This window comes from Limisphaera ngatamarikiensis (genome assembly GCF_011044775.1).
GTDB classification, from domain to species: Bacteria; Verrucomicrobiota; Verrucomicrobiia; order Limisphaerales; family Limisphaeraceae; genus Limisphaera; species Limisphaera ngatamarikiensis.
Genome location: NZ_JAAKYA010000017.1, coordinates 14031 through 29448, shown reverse-complemented (window position 1 = coordinate 29448; position 15418 = coordinate 14031). Strand labels below are relative to the sequence as shown.

At 64.6% G+C, this 15418-nt stretch carries 11 protein-coding genes; 5 read left to right on the top strand and 6 right to left on the bottom strand.

All coding sequences use genetic code 11. From position 1 onward, the window contains the following. Positions 1-119 precede the first annotated feature (119 nt). Positions 120-1229 carry an aminopeptidase gene (locus G4L39_RS03440; RefSeq protein WP_165105935.1) on the top strand — a complete coding sequence of 370 codons (1110 nt, stop codon included), beginning with the start codon at positions 120-122 and terminating at the stop codon, positions 1227-1229. 40 nt (positions 1230-1269) lie between these two features. On the opposite strand, the gene typA is transcribed toward G4L39_RS03440, so the two are convergent. Beyond that, entirely contained in the window at positions 1270-3105 is a 1836-nt protein-coding gene (gene typA / locus G4L39_RS03435) for a translational GTPase TypA (protein WP_165105933.1), read from the bottom strand. 363 nt (positions 3106-3468) lie between these two features. Here typA and G4L39_RS03430 point away from each other — a divergent pair, with 363 nt between their 5' ends. Both G4L39_RS03430 and G4L39_RS03425 read left to right on the top strand, forming a co-directional pair. Beyond that, positions 3469-6006: a response regulator gene (locus G4L39_RS03430; RefSeq protein ID WP_165105932.1), complete on the top strand. Its 2538-nt coding sequence runs from the start codon at positions 3469-3471 to the stop codon at positions 6004-6006. A 35-nt stretch (positions 6007-6041) separates the two neighbouring features. Beyond that, positions 6042-6995: a S66 peptidase family protein gene (locus G4L39_RS03425; RefSeq protein WP_165105930.1), complete on the top strand. Its 954-nt coding sequence runs from the start codon at positions 6042-6044 to the stop codon at positions 6993-6995. 100 nt (positions 6996-7095) lie between these two features. On the opposite strand, the gene G4L39_RS03420 is transcribed toward G4L39_RS03425, so the two are convergent. The 5 genes from G4L39_RS03420 to G4L39_RS14565 all read right to left on the bottom strand — a co-directional run bounded on the left by G4L39_RS03420 (position 7096) and on the right by G4L39_RS14565 (position 12872). Continuing rightward, positions 7096-7803 (bottom strand): 3-keto-disaccharide hydrolase, encoded by a 708-nt coding sequence (locus G4L39_RS03420; RefSeq protein ID WP_240893771.1) that lies wholly within the window; start codon positions 7801-7803, stop codon positions 7096-7098. A 175-nt stretch (positions 7804-7978) separates the two neighbouring features. After that, on the bottom strand, positions 7979-8971 hold the full coding sequence (locus G4L39_RS03415; protein ID WP_165105928.1) for a DUF6807 family protein: 993 nt from the start codon (positions 8969-8971) through the stop codon (positions 7979-7981). A gap of 53 nt (positions 8972-9024) precedes the next feature. Next, positions 9025-9324, bottom strand: coding sequence for a Dabb family protein (locus G4L39_RS03410; protein WP_165105926.1), 300 nt, complete (start codon positions 9322-9324; stop codon positions 9025-9027). Positions 9325-9844: 520 nt separating this feature from the next. Continuing rightward, positions 9845-11950 (bottom strand): Ig-like domain-containing protein, encoded by a 2106-nt coding sequence (locus G4L39_RS03405; RefSeq protein WP_165105925.1) that lies wholly within the window; start codon positions 11948-11950, stop codon positions 9845-9847. 115 nt (positions 11951-12065) lie between these two features. Beyond that, positions 12066-12872, bottom strand: a complete 807-nt coding sequence (locus tag G4L39_RS14565) for a DUF1559 family PulG-like putative transporter (protein ID WP_240893770.1) — start codon at positions 12870-12872, stop codon at positions 12066-12068. A 1067-nt stretch (positions 12873-13939) separates the two neighbouring features. Between G4L39_RS14565 and G4L39_RS03395 the strand changes: the two genes are divergently transcribed. Together G4L39_RS03395 and G4L39_RS03390 are read left to right on the top strand one after the other, a co-directional pair. Continuing rightward, positions 13940-14665 carry a dTMP kinase gene (locus G4L39_RS03395; protein WP_240893769.1) on the top strand — a complete coding sequence of 242 codons (726 nt, stop codon included), beginning with the start codon at positions 13940-13942 and terminating at the stop codon, positions 14663-14665. 36 nt (positions 14666-14701) lie between these two features. Beyond that, complete coding sequence (locus G4L39_RS03390; RefSeq protein WP_425485730.1) at positions 14702-15412, top strand: dTMP kinase; 711 nt, start codon at positions 14702-14704, stop codon at positions 15410-15412. The last annotated feature ends 6 nt before the right edge of the window (positions 15413-15418 follow it).

The following is a 15418-nucleotide window of genomic DNA, read 5'->3' as shown; positions in this document are numbered from 1 at the left end:
CCCGGAGCCCACCCCGCCACCCACACCCACACCATGACCCCGCCGCATCCGAACACACGGACCGGCCCGCACCCGGCCCCGATGCGCCGTACCCCCCCGACCCCGGCAATTTCAGGCTTATGCAAGACCCACGCTACACCCAACTGGCTGAACTCGTCGTCAACTACTCCGTCGCCGTCAAACGCGGGGACCCCGTCCTCATTGACGTCACCGACGTGCCCGACCCCATGACCGTCGAACTCATGCGCGCCGTGCGCCGCGCCGGAGGCATCCCCATCGTCGAAACCCGACACAGCCGCGTCACCCGCGAAATCCTCCGCGAAACCGACCCCCGCCACGCCGCCCTGGTGCGCGACCTCGAACTGGCCCGCATGAAGAAAATGAAGGCCTACATCGCCATCCGCGGCGCCGACAACATGAACGAAACCAGCGACGTCCCCCCCGACCGCATGGCCCTCTACGCCCGCATCACACGACCCGTCCTCAACTGGCGCGTCAACAAAACCCGCTGGTGCGTCCTCCGCTGGCCCACCCCCAGCATGGCCCAAAGCGCCGGCATGAGCACCGAGGCCTTCGAAGACTTCTTCTTCCGCGTCTGCACCCTCGACTACCGCAAAATGGCCCGCGCCATGGTCCCGCTCTGGAAACGCATGCAACGCGCCGACCGCGTCCATATCAAGGGCCCCGGGACCGACCTCACCTTCAGCATCAAGGGCATCGGCGCCCAAATGTGCAACGGCCTCCGCAACATCCCCGACGGCGAGGTCTTCTCCTGCCCCGTCCGCAACTCCGTCAACGGCGTCATCCAGTTCAACACCCCCACCCTCTACGCCGGCACACGCTTCGAAAACGTCCGACTCGTCTTCCGCAACGGCCGCATCGTCGAAGCCACCGCCAACAACACCGAACGCCTCAACCAGATCCTCGATACCGACCCCGGCGCCCGCTACACGGGCGAGTTCTCCCTCGGATTCAACCCCCACATCCTCCAGCCCATGTGCGACATCCTCTTCGACGAAAAAATCGCCGGCTCCCTCCACCTCACCCCCGGCCAGGCCTACGAAGCCTGCGACAACGGAAACCGCAGCGCCATCCACTGGGACATGGTCCTCATCCAGCGACCCGAATACGGCGGCGGCGAGGTCTGGTTCGACGGCGAACTCATTCGCAAAGACGGCCGCTTCGTCCCCCGGGATCTCCAAGGGCTCAACCCGGAACGGCTCCTCTAAAGGCCCCACATCCCCCACCCCACCCCCGCACCGGGTCGGCTCAGTCCGACAGCACCCGCACCGCGCGCTGCTGCGCCGCGCGCTTCCGCTGGTGTTCGTCCAGGATCTTCTTCCGCAGCCGCAAATGATGCGGCGTCGCCTCCACGTACTCGTCCGGCCCGATGTACTCCAGCGCCCGTTCCAACGTCAGCTTCAACGGCGGACTCAGCTGAATCCCCTTGCCCTCCCCCTGCGATCGGATGTTCGTCAAATGCTTCGTCTTGCAGGGATTCACCAGCAAATCCTGCTCCCGCGCATGCTCCCCCACGATCATCCCCTTGTACACCCGGTCCCCCGGCTCAATCATCAACCGGCCCCGCTCCTGCAACGCGTCCAACGCATACGCCGTCGCCACCCCATCCTCCATGCTCACCAACGAACCATTCCGCCGCGCCGGAATCTCCCCGCGATCCGGACCGTAACCGTGAAACAAATGGCTCATCACTCCCAACCCACGCGTCAGATTCACCAGATCCGTCTCGAACCCGATCAACCCCCGCATCGGAATCAACGCCTCAATCGAAACCTGGTCCCCGTGCGGCGTCAGTTGCTGGATCTCCGCCTTCCGCCACGCCAGGTTCTCCAGCACCGCCCCCATGCTCTCCTGCGGAACCTCCAAAAACAGCCGCTCAATCGGTTCCAGCAGATTCCCCTCCGCATCCCGCCGCCACAACACCTCCGGCCGCGACACCAGCACCTCGTACCCCTCCCGCCGCATCTGCTCCACCAGAATCGCGATTTGCATCTCCCCGCGACCGCTCACCCGGAAGACCTTCGGATCCTCCGTCGCCTCCACCCGCAAACCCACATTGGTTCGCACCTCCCGTTGGAGCCGCTCCCAAATGTGCCGCGCCGTCACCAGCTTCCCATCCTGCCCCGCCAACGGACCATCATTGACCGCAAAATCCATCTGGATCGTCGGCGGATCCACCGGAATAAACGGCAACGCCCCGCGCTCCGGCCGGTCCGCCAGTGTCTCCCCAATCGCCACCGTCTCAAAACCGCACACCCCCACAATGTCACCCGCCGGCGCCTCCTCGATCTGCACCTGCTTCAACCCCTCATAGTGAAACAGCGCCGTCACCCGCCCCTCCGTCACCCGACCATCCCCGTGCAAACACACCGCCGGCTCGCCCACCCGGATCCGACCCGCCATCACCTTCCCCAACGCGATCCGCCCCAGGTAATCCGAATAATCCAGATTCGCCACCAGCAACTGAAACCCTTCACCGGCCCGCGCCCGCGGCGGCGGTATGTGCCGCACAATCGCCTCAAACAACGGTTCCATCGTCTCGTTCGTATCCTCCAACCGCAACCGCGCGTACCCGGCCTTCGCCGAACAAAATACGTACGGAAAATCCAGCTGCTCGTCCGTCGCGTTCAGCGACAAAAACAGATCAAACACCTGGTCCAGCGCCCACTGCGGTCGCGCGTTCTCCCGGTCAATCTTGTTGATCACCACAATCGGCTTGGCCCCCGCCTCCAAAGCCTTCCGCAACACAAACCGCGTCTGCGCCTGCGGACCCTCCGCCGCATCCACCACCAGCAACACCCCGTCAATCATGTTCATGATCCGCTCCACCTCACCCCCGAAATCCGCATGCCCCGGCGTGTCCACCAAATTCACCCGATACCTCTTGTACCGAAACGCGGCGTTCTTGGCCCGGATCGTAATCCCCTTCTCCCGCTCCAGATCCATCATGTCCATGATCCGCTCCTCCGAGGCCTTCGCCTCGTTGGCCCGGAACGTCCCCGATTGCTTCAGCAAACAATCCACCAACGTGGTCTTCCCATGATCCACGTGGGCAATGATCGCGATGTTCCGTATGTGTTCCATGCGCCTCTGTTCACCCGCACCCGCCCGAAAACCCCCAACACACCGAATCCCGGCCCCCTGGCCGGACCCGGCAGGGTGGACCGCGTAAGATGCGCAACCCCGCCCCGCCGTCAAGTCCCCGACCCACACCCCGCCCCGCCGCCATCCGCCCCGACACGGCCGGTCTCTTGCCGTTTCCTCCCCCGCTGTCTAAGCTGATTCACGGTGGAACACCCATCGGCACAACGTGCCCCTGGGATTTCACCTGCGCACGGTCGGTCCCCGCAGGGACCGGAACCGCCGCACAACGCCCGGAACGTTCGGGCCGGAAACCGTGCAGCCGCCCAAACCGTCGCGACGAACCAACACCCAAACCCGACGGCCATGAGCAACCAACCCGACAACGCCGCACCGCCCCCGGCCGCCAACCCGGCCGAATGGCCACCCCCGGAGTACCACACCCTGGTCCTCCTCATCGATGACCAGGCCGTCGTCGGCGAGGCCGTCCGACGCGCCCTCGCCGACCAGCCCGACATCGACTTCCACTTCTGCGCCGACCCCAAAGAAGCCCTCACCGTGGCCCTCCAACTCCGGCCCACCGTCATCCTGCTCGACCTCGTCCTGCCCGGTACCGACGGCTTCACCCTCCTCGGCCAGTTCCGTTCCAACCCCGCCACGCGCGACATTCCCGTCCTCGTCCTCTCCATCCACGATGACCCCCTCATCAAAAGCCGCGCCTTCGCCCTCGGCGCCAATGATTACCTCGTCAAACTCCCCGACCCCGTCGAACTCATCGCACGCCTCCGCTATCACTCCCGCGCCTACATCAACCAGCTCCAACGCGACGCCGCCTACCGCGCACTCCGCGAAAGCCAGCAAAAACTCATGGAAAACAACGCCACCCTCCTCGCCCTCAACCAGAAACTCGAGGAGGCCACCCTCGCCAAAACCGAGTTCCTCGCCAACATGAGCCATGAAATCCGCACCCCCATGAATGGCGTCATCGGCATGGTCAACCTCCTCCTGGCCACCGACCTCACCGAGGAACAACGCGAATACGCCGAGGCCGCCCGGCACAGCGCCGAATCCCTCCTGGCCATCGTCAACGACATCCTCGACTTCTCCAAAATCGAATCCGGTAAACTCGAGCTCGAAGCCCACCCCTTCGAACTCCACACCTGTATCGAGGAAGCCCTCGAACAAGTCACCCCCAAGGCCGCCGAGAAAAACCTCGACCTCGCCTACCTCCTCGACGACCGCCTCCCCCGCGTCATCATCGGCGACGCCACACGACTGCGCCAAATCCTCGTCAACCTCCTCTCCAACGGCGTCAAATTCACCCACACCGGCGAGGTCGTCGTGGAAGCCCGACCCGCCCCGGCCGACCCCCAACCCCAAACCCGCACCCCCACGGCCAACGAGCCCACCACCCAAACCCAGTCCTGCCTCATCCACTTCTCCGTCCGCGACACCGGCATCGGCATCCCCCTCCACAAACAGGATCGCCTGTTCAAATCCTTCCAACAGGTCGACGCCTCCACCGCACGCCACTACGGCGGCACCGGCCTCGGCCTCGCCATCTGCCGCCGACTCTGCGAACTCATGGGCGGCCGAATCTGGGTCGAAAGCGACACCGGCAAGGGCGCCACCTTCCACTTCACCATCCGCGCCCAACCCGCACCCACCGCCGCCCCCGCCTTCTGGCAGTGCCCCCAACCCACCCTCGCCCGCAAACACCTCCTCCTCATCGAAGACAACCCCACCAACCAACGCCTCGTCCGCCACCGCGCCACCCAGTGGGGCCTCCGCGTCACCACCGCCACCTCCGCCAGCGAAGCCCTCCACTGCCTCGAAACCGACCCGCCCGTCGACGTCATCCTGCTCGACCAACAACTGCCCGGCACCGACCCCCTCGCCCTGGCCAGCCAGCTCAAACACCTCGCCAACCCGCCCATCCCCATCGTCCTGCTCTCCACCCTCCCCCTCCGCGGCGAAGACCGCCGCGCCGCCGAAGCCGGCTTCGACCTCGTCGTCCATAAACCCATCCGCCCGGCCCAGCTCCTCGACACCCTCTGCCGCGCCCTCGGCGTGCCCGTCCAACGCGAAAAACGCACCCCGGCACCCCCCGTCCTCGACGCCACCCTCGCCCAACGCCTCCCACTCCGCCTCCTCGTCGCCGACGACAACCCCGTCAACCTCCAGGTCGCACAAACCATCCTCCGCAAACTCGGTTACCAGGCCGATACCGCCACCAACGGCCGCGAAGTCCTCGCCGCCCTCGACCAAAAGGAATACGACATCCTCTTCCTCGACGTCCAAATGCCCGAACTCGACGGACTCGAAGTCGCACGCGCCATCCACCAACGCCTGCCCCGCGAAAAACGCCCCCGCCTCATCGCCATCACCGGCGCCGCATTCGCCAGCGACCGCGAAAAATGCCTCGCCGCCGGCATGGACGATTACATCTCCAAACCCATCCGCCTCCAGGACATCCAAAACGCCCTCGAACGCTGGGGCCCCACACGCCTCCGCGACTTCGACACCACCACCTTCCTCGCACGCATGCCCCACGCCTCCCCGGATACCCTCCTCGACCGCACCCTGCTCGAGGAACTCCGCCAACTGCCCGCCGGCGAAAACCTCAACATGCTCCAGGAACTCATCGACCTCTACCACCAAACCGCACCCCAGCAATTCCACCAAATCCGGCAGGCCATGGCCGACCCCACCCAGCTCGCCTTCCAGGCCCACTCCCTCAAAAGTACCAGCATGAGCCTCGGCGCCCGCAAGGTCGTCGCCCTCTGCCAGCGCATCGAACGCGCCGCCCGCGCCGGCCAGCTCGATTCCGTTCCGGGCCTCGTCACCGAACTCGAATCCGCCCTCCAAAACACCCTCCGCGAACTCGCCTGCCTCCGGGACTGAACCCACCCCCAGCAGCGCACCCCACACCCACGCCCATGCCACTGCGCCCGCCACGACTCGAACCCGGCGACACCATTGGCCTCATCGCGCCGGCCGGCCCCGTCCGATCCCCCGATGCCATCCACCGCGCCATCGCGCGACTCGAACAGCTCGGTTTCCGTGTCCATACCGCCTCCCACCTCTTCCAATCCCGCGGATACCTCGCCGGGTCCGACCGCCAACGACTGGCCGACCTCCACCGCCTCTTCCAAAACCCGCGCATCAAAGCCATCCTCTGCGCCCGCGGTGGCTACGGCTCCACACGTCTCATCCCACACCTCAACCTCAACCTCATCCGCAACCACCCCAAAATCTTCGTCGGCTACAGCGACGTCACCGCCCTCCACGCCGCCATCCACACCCTCACCGGCCTCATCACCTTCCACGGACCCATGGCCGGACCCGACCTCGGCCGACCCGACCTTCCCGAGTTCACCCTCCGCAGCCTCCTTCACACCCTGACACAACCCCATCCACCGGGCAGCATCCTCGACCCCGCCACCCGCCCCCTCGTCCGCATCCTCCGAAAAGGCCGCGCCACGGGGCCCCTCCTGCCCGCCAACCTCTCCATGCTCGTCGCAACCCTCGCCACCCCCTACCAACCCGACTTCCACAACCGCATCCTCTGCCTCGAAGAAGTCGCCGAACCCCCCTACCGCATCGATCGCATGCTCACCCAACTGCTCCACTCGGGATTGCTCGATCAGATCGCCGGCATCGCCATCGGCCGGTGCGAACGCTGCACCGACCCGCCCACCGCCGAGCCCGACCCACTCGGAACCGAAACCCTCCGCGTCTGGGAAGAACGACTCCGGCCCCTGCGCAAACCCATCCTCTTCGGCCTCCCCTTCGGCCACACCGCCCTCAACGCCACCCTCCCCTGGGGCGTCCGGGCCGAATTGGATGCCGTCCGCGGCGACCTCCGCCTGCTCGAACCCGCCGTCCGCTAACCCCACATCCCGGGCGCACACCCGTACCCAAAACACCGGCCCCGGCCAGCCTCATCAGCCGCACCGGGGCCCGGGACAATCACCCTGCCTGCCGACAACCCTATCGCAGCGGATGAATCTCAATGTTCCGATACGCCACCGGCCCGTGGTTCCCCTGGAACATCAGCGGTCCCATCGGCTTCTCACGGCCGTCCACACCACCCGGCGTCGGCCCTTTCATCTCCACGTTCTCGTGAATCACCACACCGTTGAGAATCACCTTCTCAAACCGCGCATTGGCCACCTTCCTGCCCGAGGCATCAAACCGCGGCGCACGCCAGTGAATCTCGTACGTGTTCCATTCCCCGGGCGGCCGGTACTTGGGATGCCGCGGCGGTTGCGCCCCGTAAATCGCGCCCATATCACCCGGCCCCGGCCGGTCGTCCTTCCCGTAACTGTCCAGTACCTGCACCTCGTACTCGCCCATCACGTAAATGCCACTGTTCGAGTTGCGCGGCACCATGACCTCCAACTTGATGATCGCATCCCCGTGCAAAGTTTCGCTGTACAGATCCAGCCCCTGCCCGTGCCCGGGCGTCGCATTGATCAGTTCCTGACCGCCCGGTTCCACCAACAACCGCTCCGGATTGTTCGGGTCCAACCGCGCCGTGCCCACCGTCCAGTAATTCTTCTGATTCCCTTCCGGCTTGGCCTTCCAGCCCTCCAGGTTCCGGCCGTTAAAAGGCCGAATCACCCCGGCCGATTGCCCAAACGCAATCCAGCTCCATGCCAAACCCGCCAACAGAAGCATCCAACTCGCTCGTTTCATCGCTTTCGGTCCTTGGTTGAGGTTGGTTCGTTTCGTCCCGCGGGGCGCGGACAACAAACCCCGCCCCCGGGGGTCTGCTCCCGAACCCACACGGCCCTTGGACGCAAAACTTCCCCGCACTCTTCAATCCCCAACCCGCCGAACCGCTCCCCACCCCCCGGCACCAGGGCGGGGTCTACCGCAACAGGCCCAGCTCCCGACAATACTCCGCGTACGCCTCGCGCAACCGGGCCGCATCCACCTCACCCCGATGGATCCAAACCTGATAGCGCGCCCGTATCACATCCCCCTCCCCAAACGTCTCCGGTTCAACCCCCGGCCAGCCCAAACACAACACCCCGTAATGCCGCAACAACCACTGCGGCGGATACCCCGGATGATCCGGCGCCACAAAAATCGCCGCCCCGCTCGTCCGACCCGACCCCGCCCACAGCCGCGTCAGATCCGCCCACGGCAGATTCGTCATCGCCAAATCCTCTGAAATCCGACCCGCCGGAATTGTGATCGCGGTGTTGGTCCCCGGCGCAAACCGCAACGTCAACCCCCCGTAACTCTTCCCCTCGGCCCCCTGCAACGTCAGCGGCCCCTTCAACACCCGCCACTCGAACGCCACATCCACCGCCCGCGTCCCTCCGCGGACCGGATGCACCCGAAACCGCACCGTCTCGTCCACCACCTTCGCCTCCCCCGCGTACCATCCATTGTGCACCTCCAACAACGCCTCCCGCGCCGAAGCCTCGCGCCGTCCCCAACGCTCGAACTGCTGCCGAATCCCCTGCAACAACCACAAATCATAACGCACCCCGCCCACCCGCACATGCGGCCAGGCCCAAAACAAACCCCGATGATGCAGATGATCCGCCGGAAAATCGTCCGTCAACACCTCCCCGTCCACACCATACAACGGGTGCACATACGTGCTGCGCGCATACCGCTCCGGCACTCCCGCACGCCGGATCACACCATGGTTGTACACCAAAACCGGCCGATCCCCCTCCCACAACCCCAACGAACTCTCGTTCACAGGTTCAAACCGGAAACCCGCGGTCCCCCCCGAACCGGTACTCGCACAACCCCAACCGAGCCAGCCCGCCAGCACACACCCCAACACCCCGGCCACCCACCGGGCCATTCTCCGCCCAATCCGATCGTCTACCGCCTCGTTCATGGCCGTCACCTCCCGATTTGCACCCGTAACCTTTTCCGCACCACCACGGTTTCTCACGCAAAATCGTACACCAGGACCCGCTTGCACACGCGTTTGAACACCTTCTCCACAAACTCCACATGCGCCGGATGCACCTGATACGCATCGTGCGCAGCCTTGTCCCGAAACACCACGTTCAACCCCACCTGGTAACTCTGCTCCACCACCGGCCGATCACTCGGAACCATCCGACCCACATGAAAATGCACAATGCCCGGAATCGGCCGCAAATACCGCTCCGCCGCCTCGATCAATTCTTCCGCCGCACCCGGCTGTCCCGGGTCCGTCCAGAAAATCACCACATGCGAAAACATGACAACCAACCCTCCGCCGTGCGACCGGCACCACCGCCGCCGCTGCAGCTCCGGTCACCGTAAAAACTCCGCCACCCCGGAGCCAGCCCAAACACAGCCCGCCCGCCACTCCAACCACACCACCCCACTTCTTCCCCGATGCCCCACGTCCCACGCCGCCGCCCCGGCCGCCGGGACCATTCGAAATCCGACAGATCGGGAGCGACCACGTCCCCGCCGTCCGCAACAACCGGCGGGCAGGGAGGACGATGCCCCCTGAGGGAGTCCCCCTGCGAAACCCGGAAGCCTGGCAGATGGTCGAAAGAGGGATGGATTCCTGCCTGCGCAAGCTCCGGGCCATTGAGGCTGCAGCAATGCTTCTGCGTCGGGCCGGCGTCTTCAAAAACGCCGGTCCTCCCCGGAACCAACGTCTCGCACTTCCACTCGCGGAGACCGCCCCCTTTGGGGCTGCCCCTTTGGTTGCGGTGGCTCGGCCCCCGCGGGTCAGGTGTCCGGGCCGGTGCGGGGCACCAGCACCCGTTCAGTACGTTAACCGGTAGAACCGTTGTCCGGACGTGGTCGGCACGGTGTGGGGACTGGAGGCGCCGACAATGTCCGACCAGGGCCCTTCCAGCGAAGGTGCCTCCTGCAGGCGCAGGCCGGGCTGGTCCCACACCAGCGTCAGGGTCCGTCCATCCCACTGGTACCGCAACCGTTCCGGTTGCGGGGCAACCGGTTCCCAAACATCTTCCCATGCCGTGCCCACCTTCAGGTCGTCCACCGTCAACGTGCCGATGCCCGAACTCTGGCGGAACGAGAAATAATAGAGCGACACCGGCGTGACAGAGTCCCTTGCAGTCACGGACAGACTGGCGGGATCGGCGGGATTTACCCACAGCGTGGTTTCCGCTGTGTCCACGTTGTACCGCAGGATCACCAGGTACGGCACGTTCAGGTCCAGGTCCATCGGCAGGACCGCGTTGGCCGGCACGGACCCGTTGGCAATTCCCAGACGGAATCTGCCCGGGGCCACCCCGCCGGTCGTGGCGTAGAGTCGGGCCCGGTAATTCACCGTCCCGACATCGCGGAAGTGCGCAAAATAATCGCCGCCCGAAGCCGGCAGCTCCGTGAACGTCACCTTCATGCTCGTATACAGAACAATCCCGCTGCCCAGGGCCTGAAGGAAGTTGGTGAACCCGGCGCTGACGTCTTCTGTCAGGCTCCGCGAGAGTTCGACATGCCCCTGCATCACCTGAACCTGGCCGGTGGTGCCGCTGTGGGTCGTCCAGAACCCGCCCGACGTCTCCACCAGCGGGCCGTCCGGATAATCAAAGGTGTCGCCCAGGACCAGGCCGAACTTCGGATGGAACGTCACCAGGAAGTTCGTGGAAATGCTCCACGTGCCATCGTACACGGTGAGCGTGATGGTGGCCGTCCCGGAGACATTCGGGGTGGGCGTGATGCGGATGGTGCGTTGAGTGCCGGTGCCGCTCACAACAAGGTTCGCCGGGGGAACCAGGATTTCGTTGGAAGACGCGGCGGTCACGGTGAGCGGGTTGCTCTCGGTATCCCGAACCTCAAAGGTCAATGGGCCCACGGTTGTGTTGGTGGGCGCGACCTGATTGGGCGGCGCCGTGATGGAAGGCATGCCCACGTAAACGTTGAAACTCATGGTGGCCGTCTCCCCCTGGGCATCACGGACAGTAACCCGGATCGTGGCCTGACCTTCCCGCCCGGGCACCGGGGTCACGGTGAGGGTCCGTTGCTTGCCCGCGCCCCCCAGCAACAAATGTTGCGGGTCGTTGGGCACCAGGAACTCGTTGTCGGACACGGCCGTCACCACCAGCAATTCGGGCGCCGTTTCCACGTCGTCCACTTCAAAGGGCAGCGGACCGGTGCTGGTGCCTGCGGCCAGGTACTGGTGCGGGATGCCGCTGATGGTGGGTGGGCCGCCCGGGGTGTGCACGTCCGCGAACGACGTGCCAACCTGGAGGTTGTCAAGGTAAAGACTCCCCATGCCATTTCCGCTGGAGAGAGACTGGCGGAGGCACACGAAGGTAATGGGAAATACCGAGGCGCTGAAGGTATCCTCCGCCCGGTTGACCGTGGACTCCTCCGACGCCGGGTTCAGCCACAGCGTGGTCTGCGCATTGGCCACGTCATAACGCACGACCAGTTTGTACTCCGTTTCCAAATCACAGTCGGTCGGGATGACCACAGGAGGATTTGTACTGTTGGCGATGCCGAATCGGAATTTCCCGGGGGCGGCACCGGAAACCGTAGCAAACACCCGCGCCCGGAAGTTCGACGTGCCCGTGTCACGGAAATGCCAAAAATAGGTTCCCGATCCGCTCGGCAGAGCGGTGAACCGCACCGTGAACCCGGCATACAACATGCCCGATCCGATGGCGCCGCCGGGCACATTCGTAATGGCGATGCTGACGTCCTCGGACTCCGACTGGGTCAGAAACACCGCGCCGGAAACCACATCCACCTGCCCGGTGGTCCCACTGTGCGTGATCCACAACCCGCCGGACACCGAGATCAACGGACCGTCCGGATAATCGAAGGGTTCGTTCAGGTACAACGTGGCACCAGCGATGGCCCACGAACAGCCCAGGATCAGCAGCGAGAGGAGGCGTTTCATATGCCCTTTCCAATGGACGGGTTCATCCAAACAGCTCCATGATGGCCCCGCAGCCACGGCCGCAGCAAGCCTGCCCTTGCCGACCGCGCGCCCGCAATCGGCCCAAACCATCGGTTCAGTTCGGCGTGGTCTCACTGGGGTACCAGTACATCCGGCGTTCGATCCGCCATTCTTCGGCCGCACTGTTGGATTCGGCGGCCGTCCTCAGAAAATCATTGGTGCGGGCAATGCGGGCACTGCCGTCGGCCATGGCAAAGTTGCCCCGGAAATCGTGCCGCGCCACGGCGTACTGCCCGGTCACGTTGGATTGCGCCGGGGCATTGTTCTGCGGGGAATTGGGATCCACCTCGGCCACGAGAATGGTGTCGGCAGGTTTCTTGATCGTGGCAAACTTCGTGTTGCTGATGCCCAGGGTCGCCCGGGTGTTCCGGTTGATGCAAAGCCGGCCGTTCTCACCGTACATGAAAAACGCGCGGGTGAAGTTGGGCGGATTGGCGTACGGATTGGCCGCCTTGCTCGGATCGGGCGCACTGGGGCAGGAAAAAATGCTTTTTGAACCCGGCAGCGGGGGTGCGGGCGGGTTTTGCGTGTACAGGTCGGCCAGACGCGGCTGCTGCACGTACACCACCGTGGCGTTGTACCATGCGTCCACGTTCTGGGGATCAATGATGGGCACCTGGGTGTTGCCCTCCTCGGGCACCAGATCGCTGTTGTCGTCGGCGTACATGCGAAATGCCAGCGACCATTGGCGCATGTTGTTCAAACAACTGATCGTGCGGGCCTTACCTTTGGCCCGGCCCAGCGCGGGCAACAGCATGGCCGCCAGGATCGCGATGATGGCAATGACCACCAGCAACTCGATCAGGGTGAAGGCCAACGGCCTGCCTCTGCGGTCTCCCCTTCCCATTGGTTGTTTGGGCATGCGATTTGTTGCTGCCAAATGCGGCACCCGGACAGCGACCTCCGTGGCTCTGTTAAAGTTACACCTGCGGGCCGCGGGTGTTCATCCTTTTCGGTTCCCGGTCCCCCGATCGGAACCCCCGATCCGGGACTCCGGACAACGGCCCACGCTAACCGGCACCCGCCCCATTCGCAAGCACCCGAACGCAACGTCGCCGTGACGACTCGGCAACAAAACCATCCCGCCCGATCGGACACGGAAGCAGTCAAGGACCGACGCCGGGCACCCGACCAAATCAGACCCCCTCGAAACTTTCCAAAACTCGCAAATGCGCACATGCACGAGGGGACCACCGTCCCCGGTACCCACCGGTTTTTGCGGACGAGGAGGATGCTGTACCTCCCATCCTGGCTCCCATCCTGGCCGACCTCGTAAGGGCGGCGTCCGGATCTGGTCGTGCTGGCAGGCTCGAGTGAATCTTACGTGCCTGCCTTTCCTTCCCGACGACGAGGACGCGGTCCCTTCCAACCTGTCGGATTCCAGAAGGGACCCGGCGATTTCGGCGACAACTCCGGGCGGGGCACGGTCCTCCGTGCCCGCCGCACCCGGTACGGAGGCACAGAAGTTGGCGACTCAGAGGGGCTGAACAGTGAACCAAGCCGGGACCACGACGGATTTCGAGTCCGGGCATCCCTCTGCGGGGCGCTTTTCCGAGCACCGTCCGGGCCACGGCGTGCCGACCCGGCTTGGCACCCTTCTCCACAACACAATCCCGGTGGGCGGGCTCCCCAACGAACCATAACCACAGCTCGCGCGACGCCGCCCAACCGACCGCCGCCGGGATGGATCGCCCGGAAGGCCCGGGAAACCCGAGCCGGCTTCGCGCAAAGCTCCCGGGACCGGGTGATCGCCCGGTTGGTCCGGGGCGGGCTGGGTCAGCGCGGTCACCATGCAAAAGGCGCGTCATCCCCCATGCCCCGGCCCGCACAACCGTGGATGGGCTCCACAGCCGGGCCGACCGGCAGGTCCAGGGAATGTGCGCTTGGATTGGACGATTCACGGGCCTATGTTGGGTGCGGTTCGGCATGATGAAGACGTTTGCCCAACTGGGATTTCCAGGCCGGTTGATTGCCGTGGAAGGCATCGACGGCTCCGGCAAATCCACCCAACTGCACCTGCTGCGCCGGTGGTTGGAATCCCTGGACCTGAAGGTGTTTCTGAGCGAGTGGAACTCGTCGGAGCTGGTGAAAAGTGCCACCAGCCGGGGCAAGGCCCAGCAGTTGCTGACCCCCACCACCTTCTGCCTGATCCACGCCACCGACTTTGCGGATCGTTATGAGCGTCACCTGGTCCCGCTGTTGCGGGCGGGGTACCTGGTGCTGTGCGACCGGTACATCTTCACCGCGTTTGCGCGGGATGTCGTGCGCGGGTGCCCGGCGCCGTGGGTGCGCGGAATCTACAGCTTCGCCGCGCTGCCGGACCTGACCTTCTTTTTCAAGGCGGACCTGGAGGTGTCGCTCCAACGCATCCTGCAGGGCCGGCCGCAGCTCAAGTTTTACGAGGCGGGAATGGATCTGCGGCTTTCGCCCGACATCTACGAAAGCTTCCGGATCTTCCAGGGCCGTCTGTTGGAGCAATACCTGGCCATGAGCACCGAATTCCAGTTCCACATCGTCGACGCCAACCAGACCATCGAAGCCCAACAACAACGGGTTCGGGCCATTGTCGCGGCGCGTTTGGATCTGGAAAGCTTCAAGCGCGGCCGCAAACCACAGCGGGCGGAATCCGTCGGTCGGGGTCGGGCTGCTGTTTGAACTATGTCCCGGGGATCTCATCGTCCACACGTGATCGTGCCACGGCGCACGCCGCACCGGTTCTATGGACATGGCATCCCGGGAGTGCAACCGGAGCAGTTGACCGGGCGGTTGATCGTCATCGAGGGCGCGGACGGCTCCGGGCGCTCCACCCAGATCCGCCTGCTGGTGGACTGGTTGGAGAGTTGCGGGCACTCCACCATCACGGTCGGTCTGAAACGTTCCGCCCTGGTCAGCGAAGAACTTGAGCGCGCTCAACAGGGCAACATTCTCAGCCACACCACGCTCAGCCTCTTTTACGCGACGGATTTTGCCGATCAACTGGAAAACCAGATCCTCCCCGGCCTCCGCGCCGGGCAGATGGTGCTGGCGGACCGTTACATCTACACCCTCATGGCCCGCGACCTGGTCCGGGGCATGGACGAGGCATGGTTGCGCAACCTGTACGGAATGGCCGTCGTGCCGGACATCGTGTTTTACCTGCAGGTGGCCCCCGAGGAACTGGTGCAACGGACCTTCGCCAAGTACGCCGCGCTGGATTACTGGGAAAGCGGCATGGACCTGGGACTTTCTCGCGACATGTTCGACAGTTTCCTCAAGTACCAGTCCCTGATGGCCGCCCAGTTCCAGAGATTGCAGAAGATTTACGGGTTCCACGTGATTGACGGGCACCGGCCCATCGACGTCATCAATCGGGAGCTGCGCCGCAAAATCACCGCGTTGCTGGCCGGCAAACCCATCCGCTGAATCGCT

Coding starts and splice junctions, on each gene's coding strand:
- G4L39_RS03405 (WP_165105925.1), bottom strand. CDS start 11,950: ATGAAACGCCTCCTCTCGCTGCTGATCCTGGGCTGTTCGTGGGCCATC.
- G4L39_RS14565 (WP_240893770.1), bottom strand. CDS start 12,872: ATGCCCAAACAACCAATGGGAAGGGGAGACCGCAGAGGCAGGCCGTTG.
- G4L39_RS03395 (WP_240893769.1), top strand. CDS start 13,940: ATGAAGACGTTTGCCCAACTGGGATTTCCAGGCCGGTTGATTGCCGTG.
- G4L39_RS03425 (WP_165105930.1), top strand. CDS start 6,042: ATGCCACTGCGCCCGCCACGACTCGAACCCGGCGACACCATTGGCCTC.
- G4L39_RS03410 (WP_165105926.1), bottom strand. CDS start 9,324: ATGTTTTCGCATGTGGTGATTTTCTGGACGGACCCGGGACAGCCGGGT.
- G4L39_RS03430 (WP_165105932.1), top strand. CDS start 3,469: ATGAGCAACCAACCCGACAACGCCGCACCGCCCCCGGCCGCCAACCCG.
- G4L39_RS03440 (WP_165105935.1), top strand. CDS start 120: ATGCAAGACCCACGCTACACCCAACTGGCTGAACTCGTCGTCAACTAC.
- typA (WP_165105933.1), bottom strand. CDS start 3,105: ATGGAACACATACGGAACATCGCGATCATTGCCCACGTGGATCATGGG.
- G4L39_RS03420 (WP_240893771.1), bottom strand. CDS start 7,803: ATGAAACGAGCGAGTTGGATGCTTCTGTTGGCGGGTTTGGCATGGAGC.
- G4L39_RS03415 (WP_165105928.1), bottom strand. CDS start 8,971: ATGAACGAGGCGGTAGACGATCGGATTGGGCGGAGAATGGCCCGGTGG.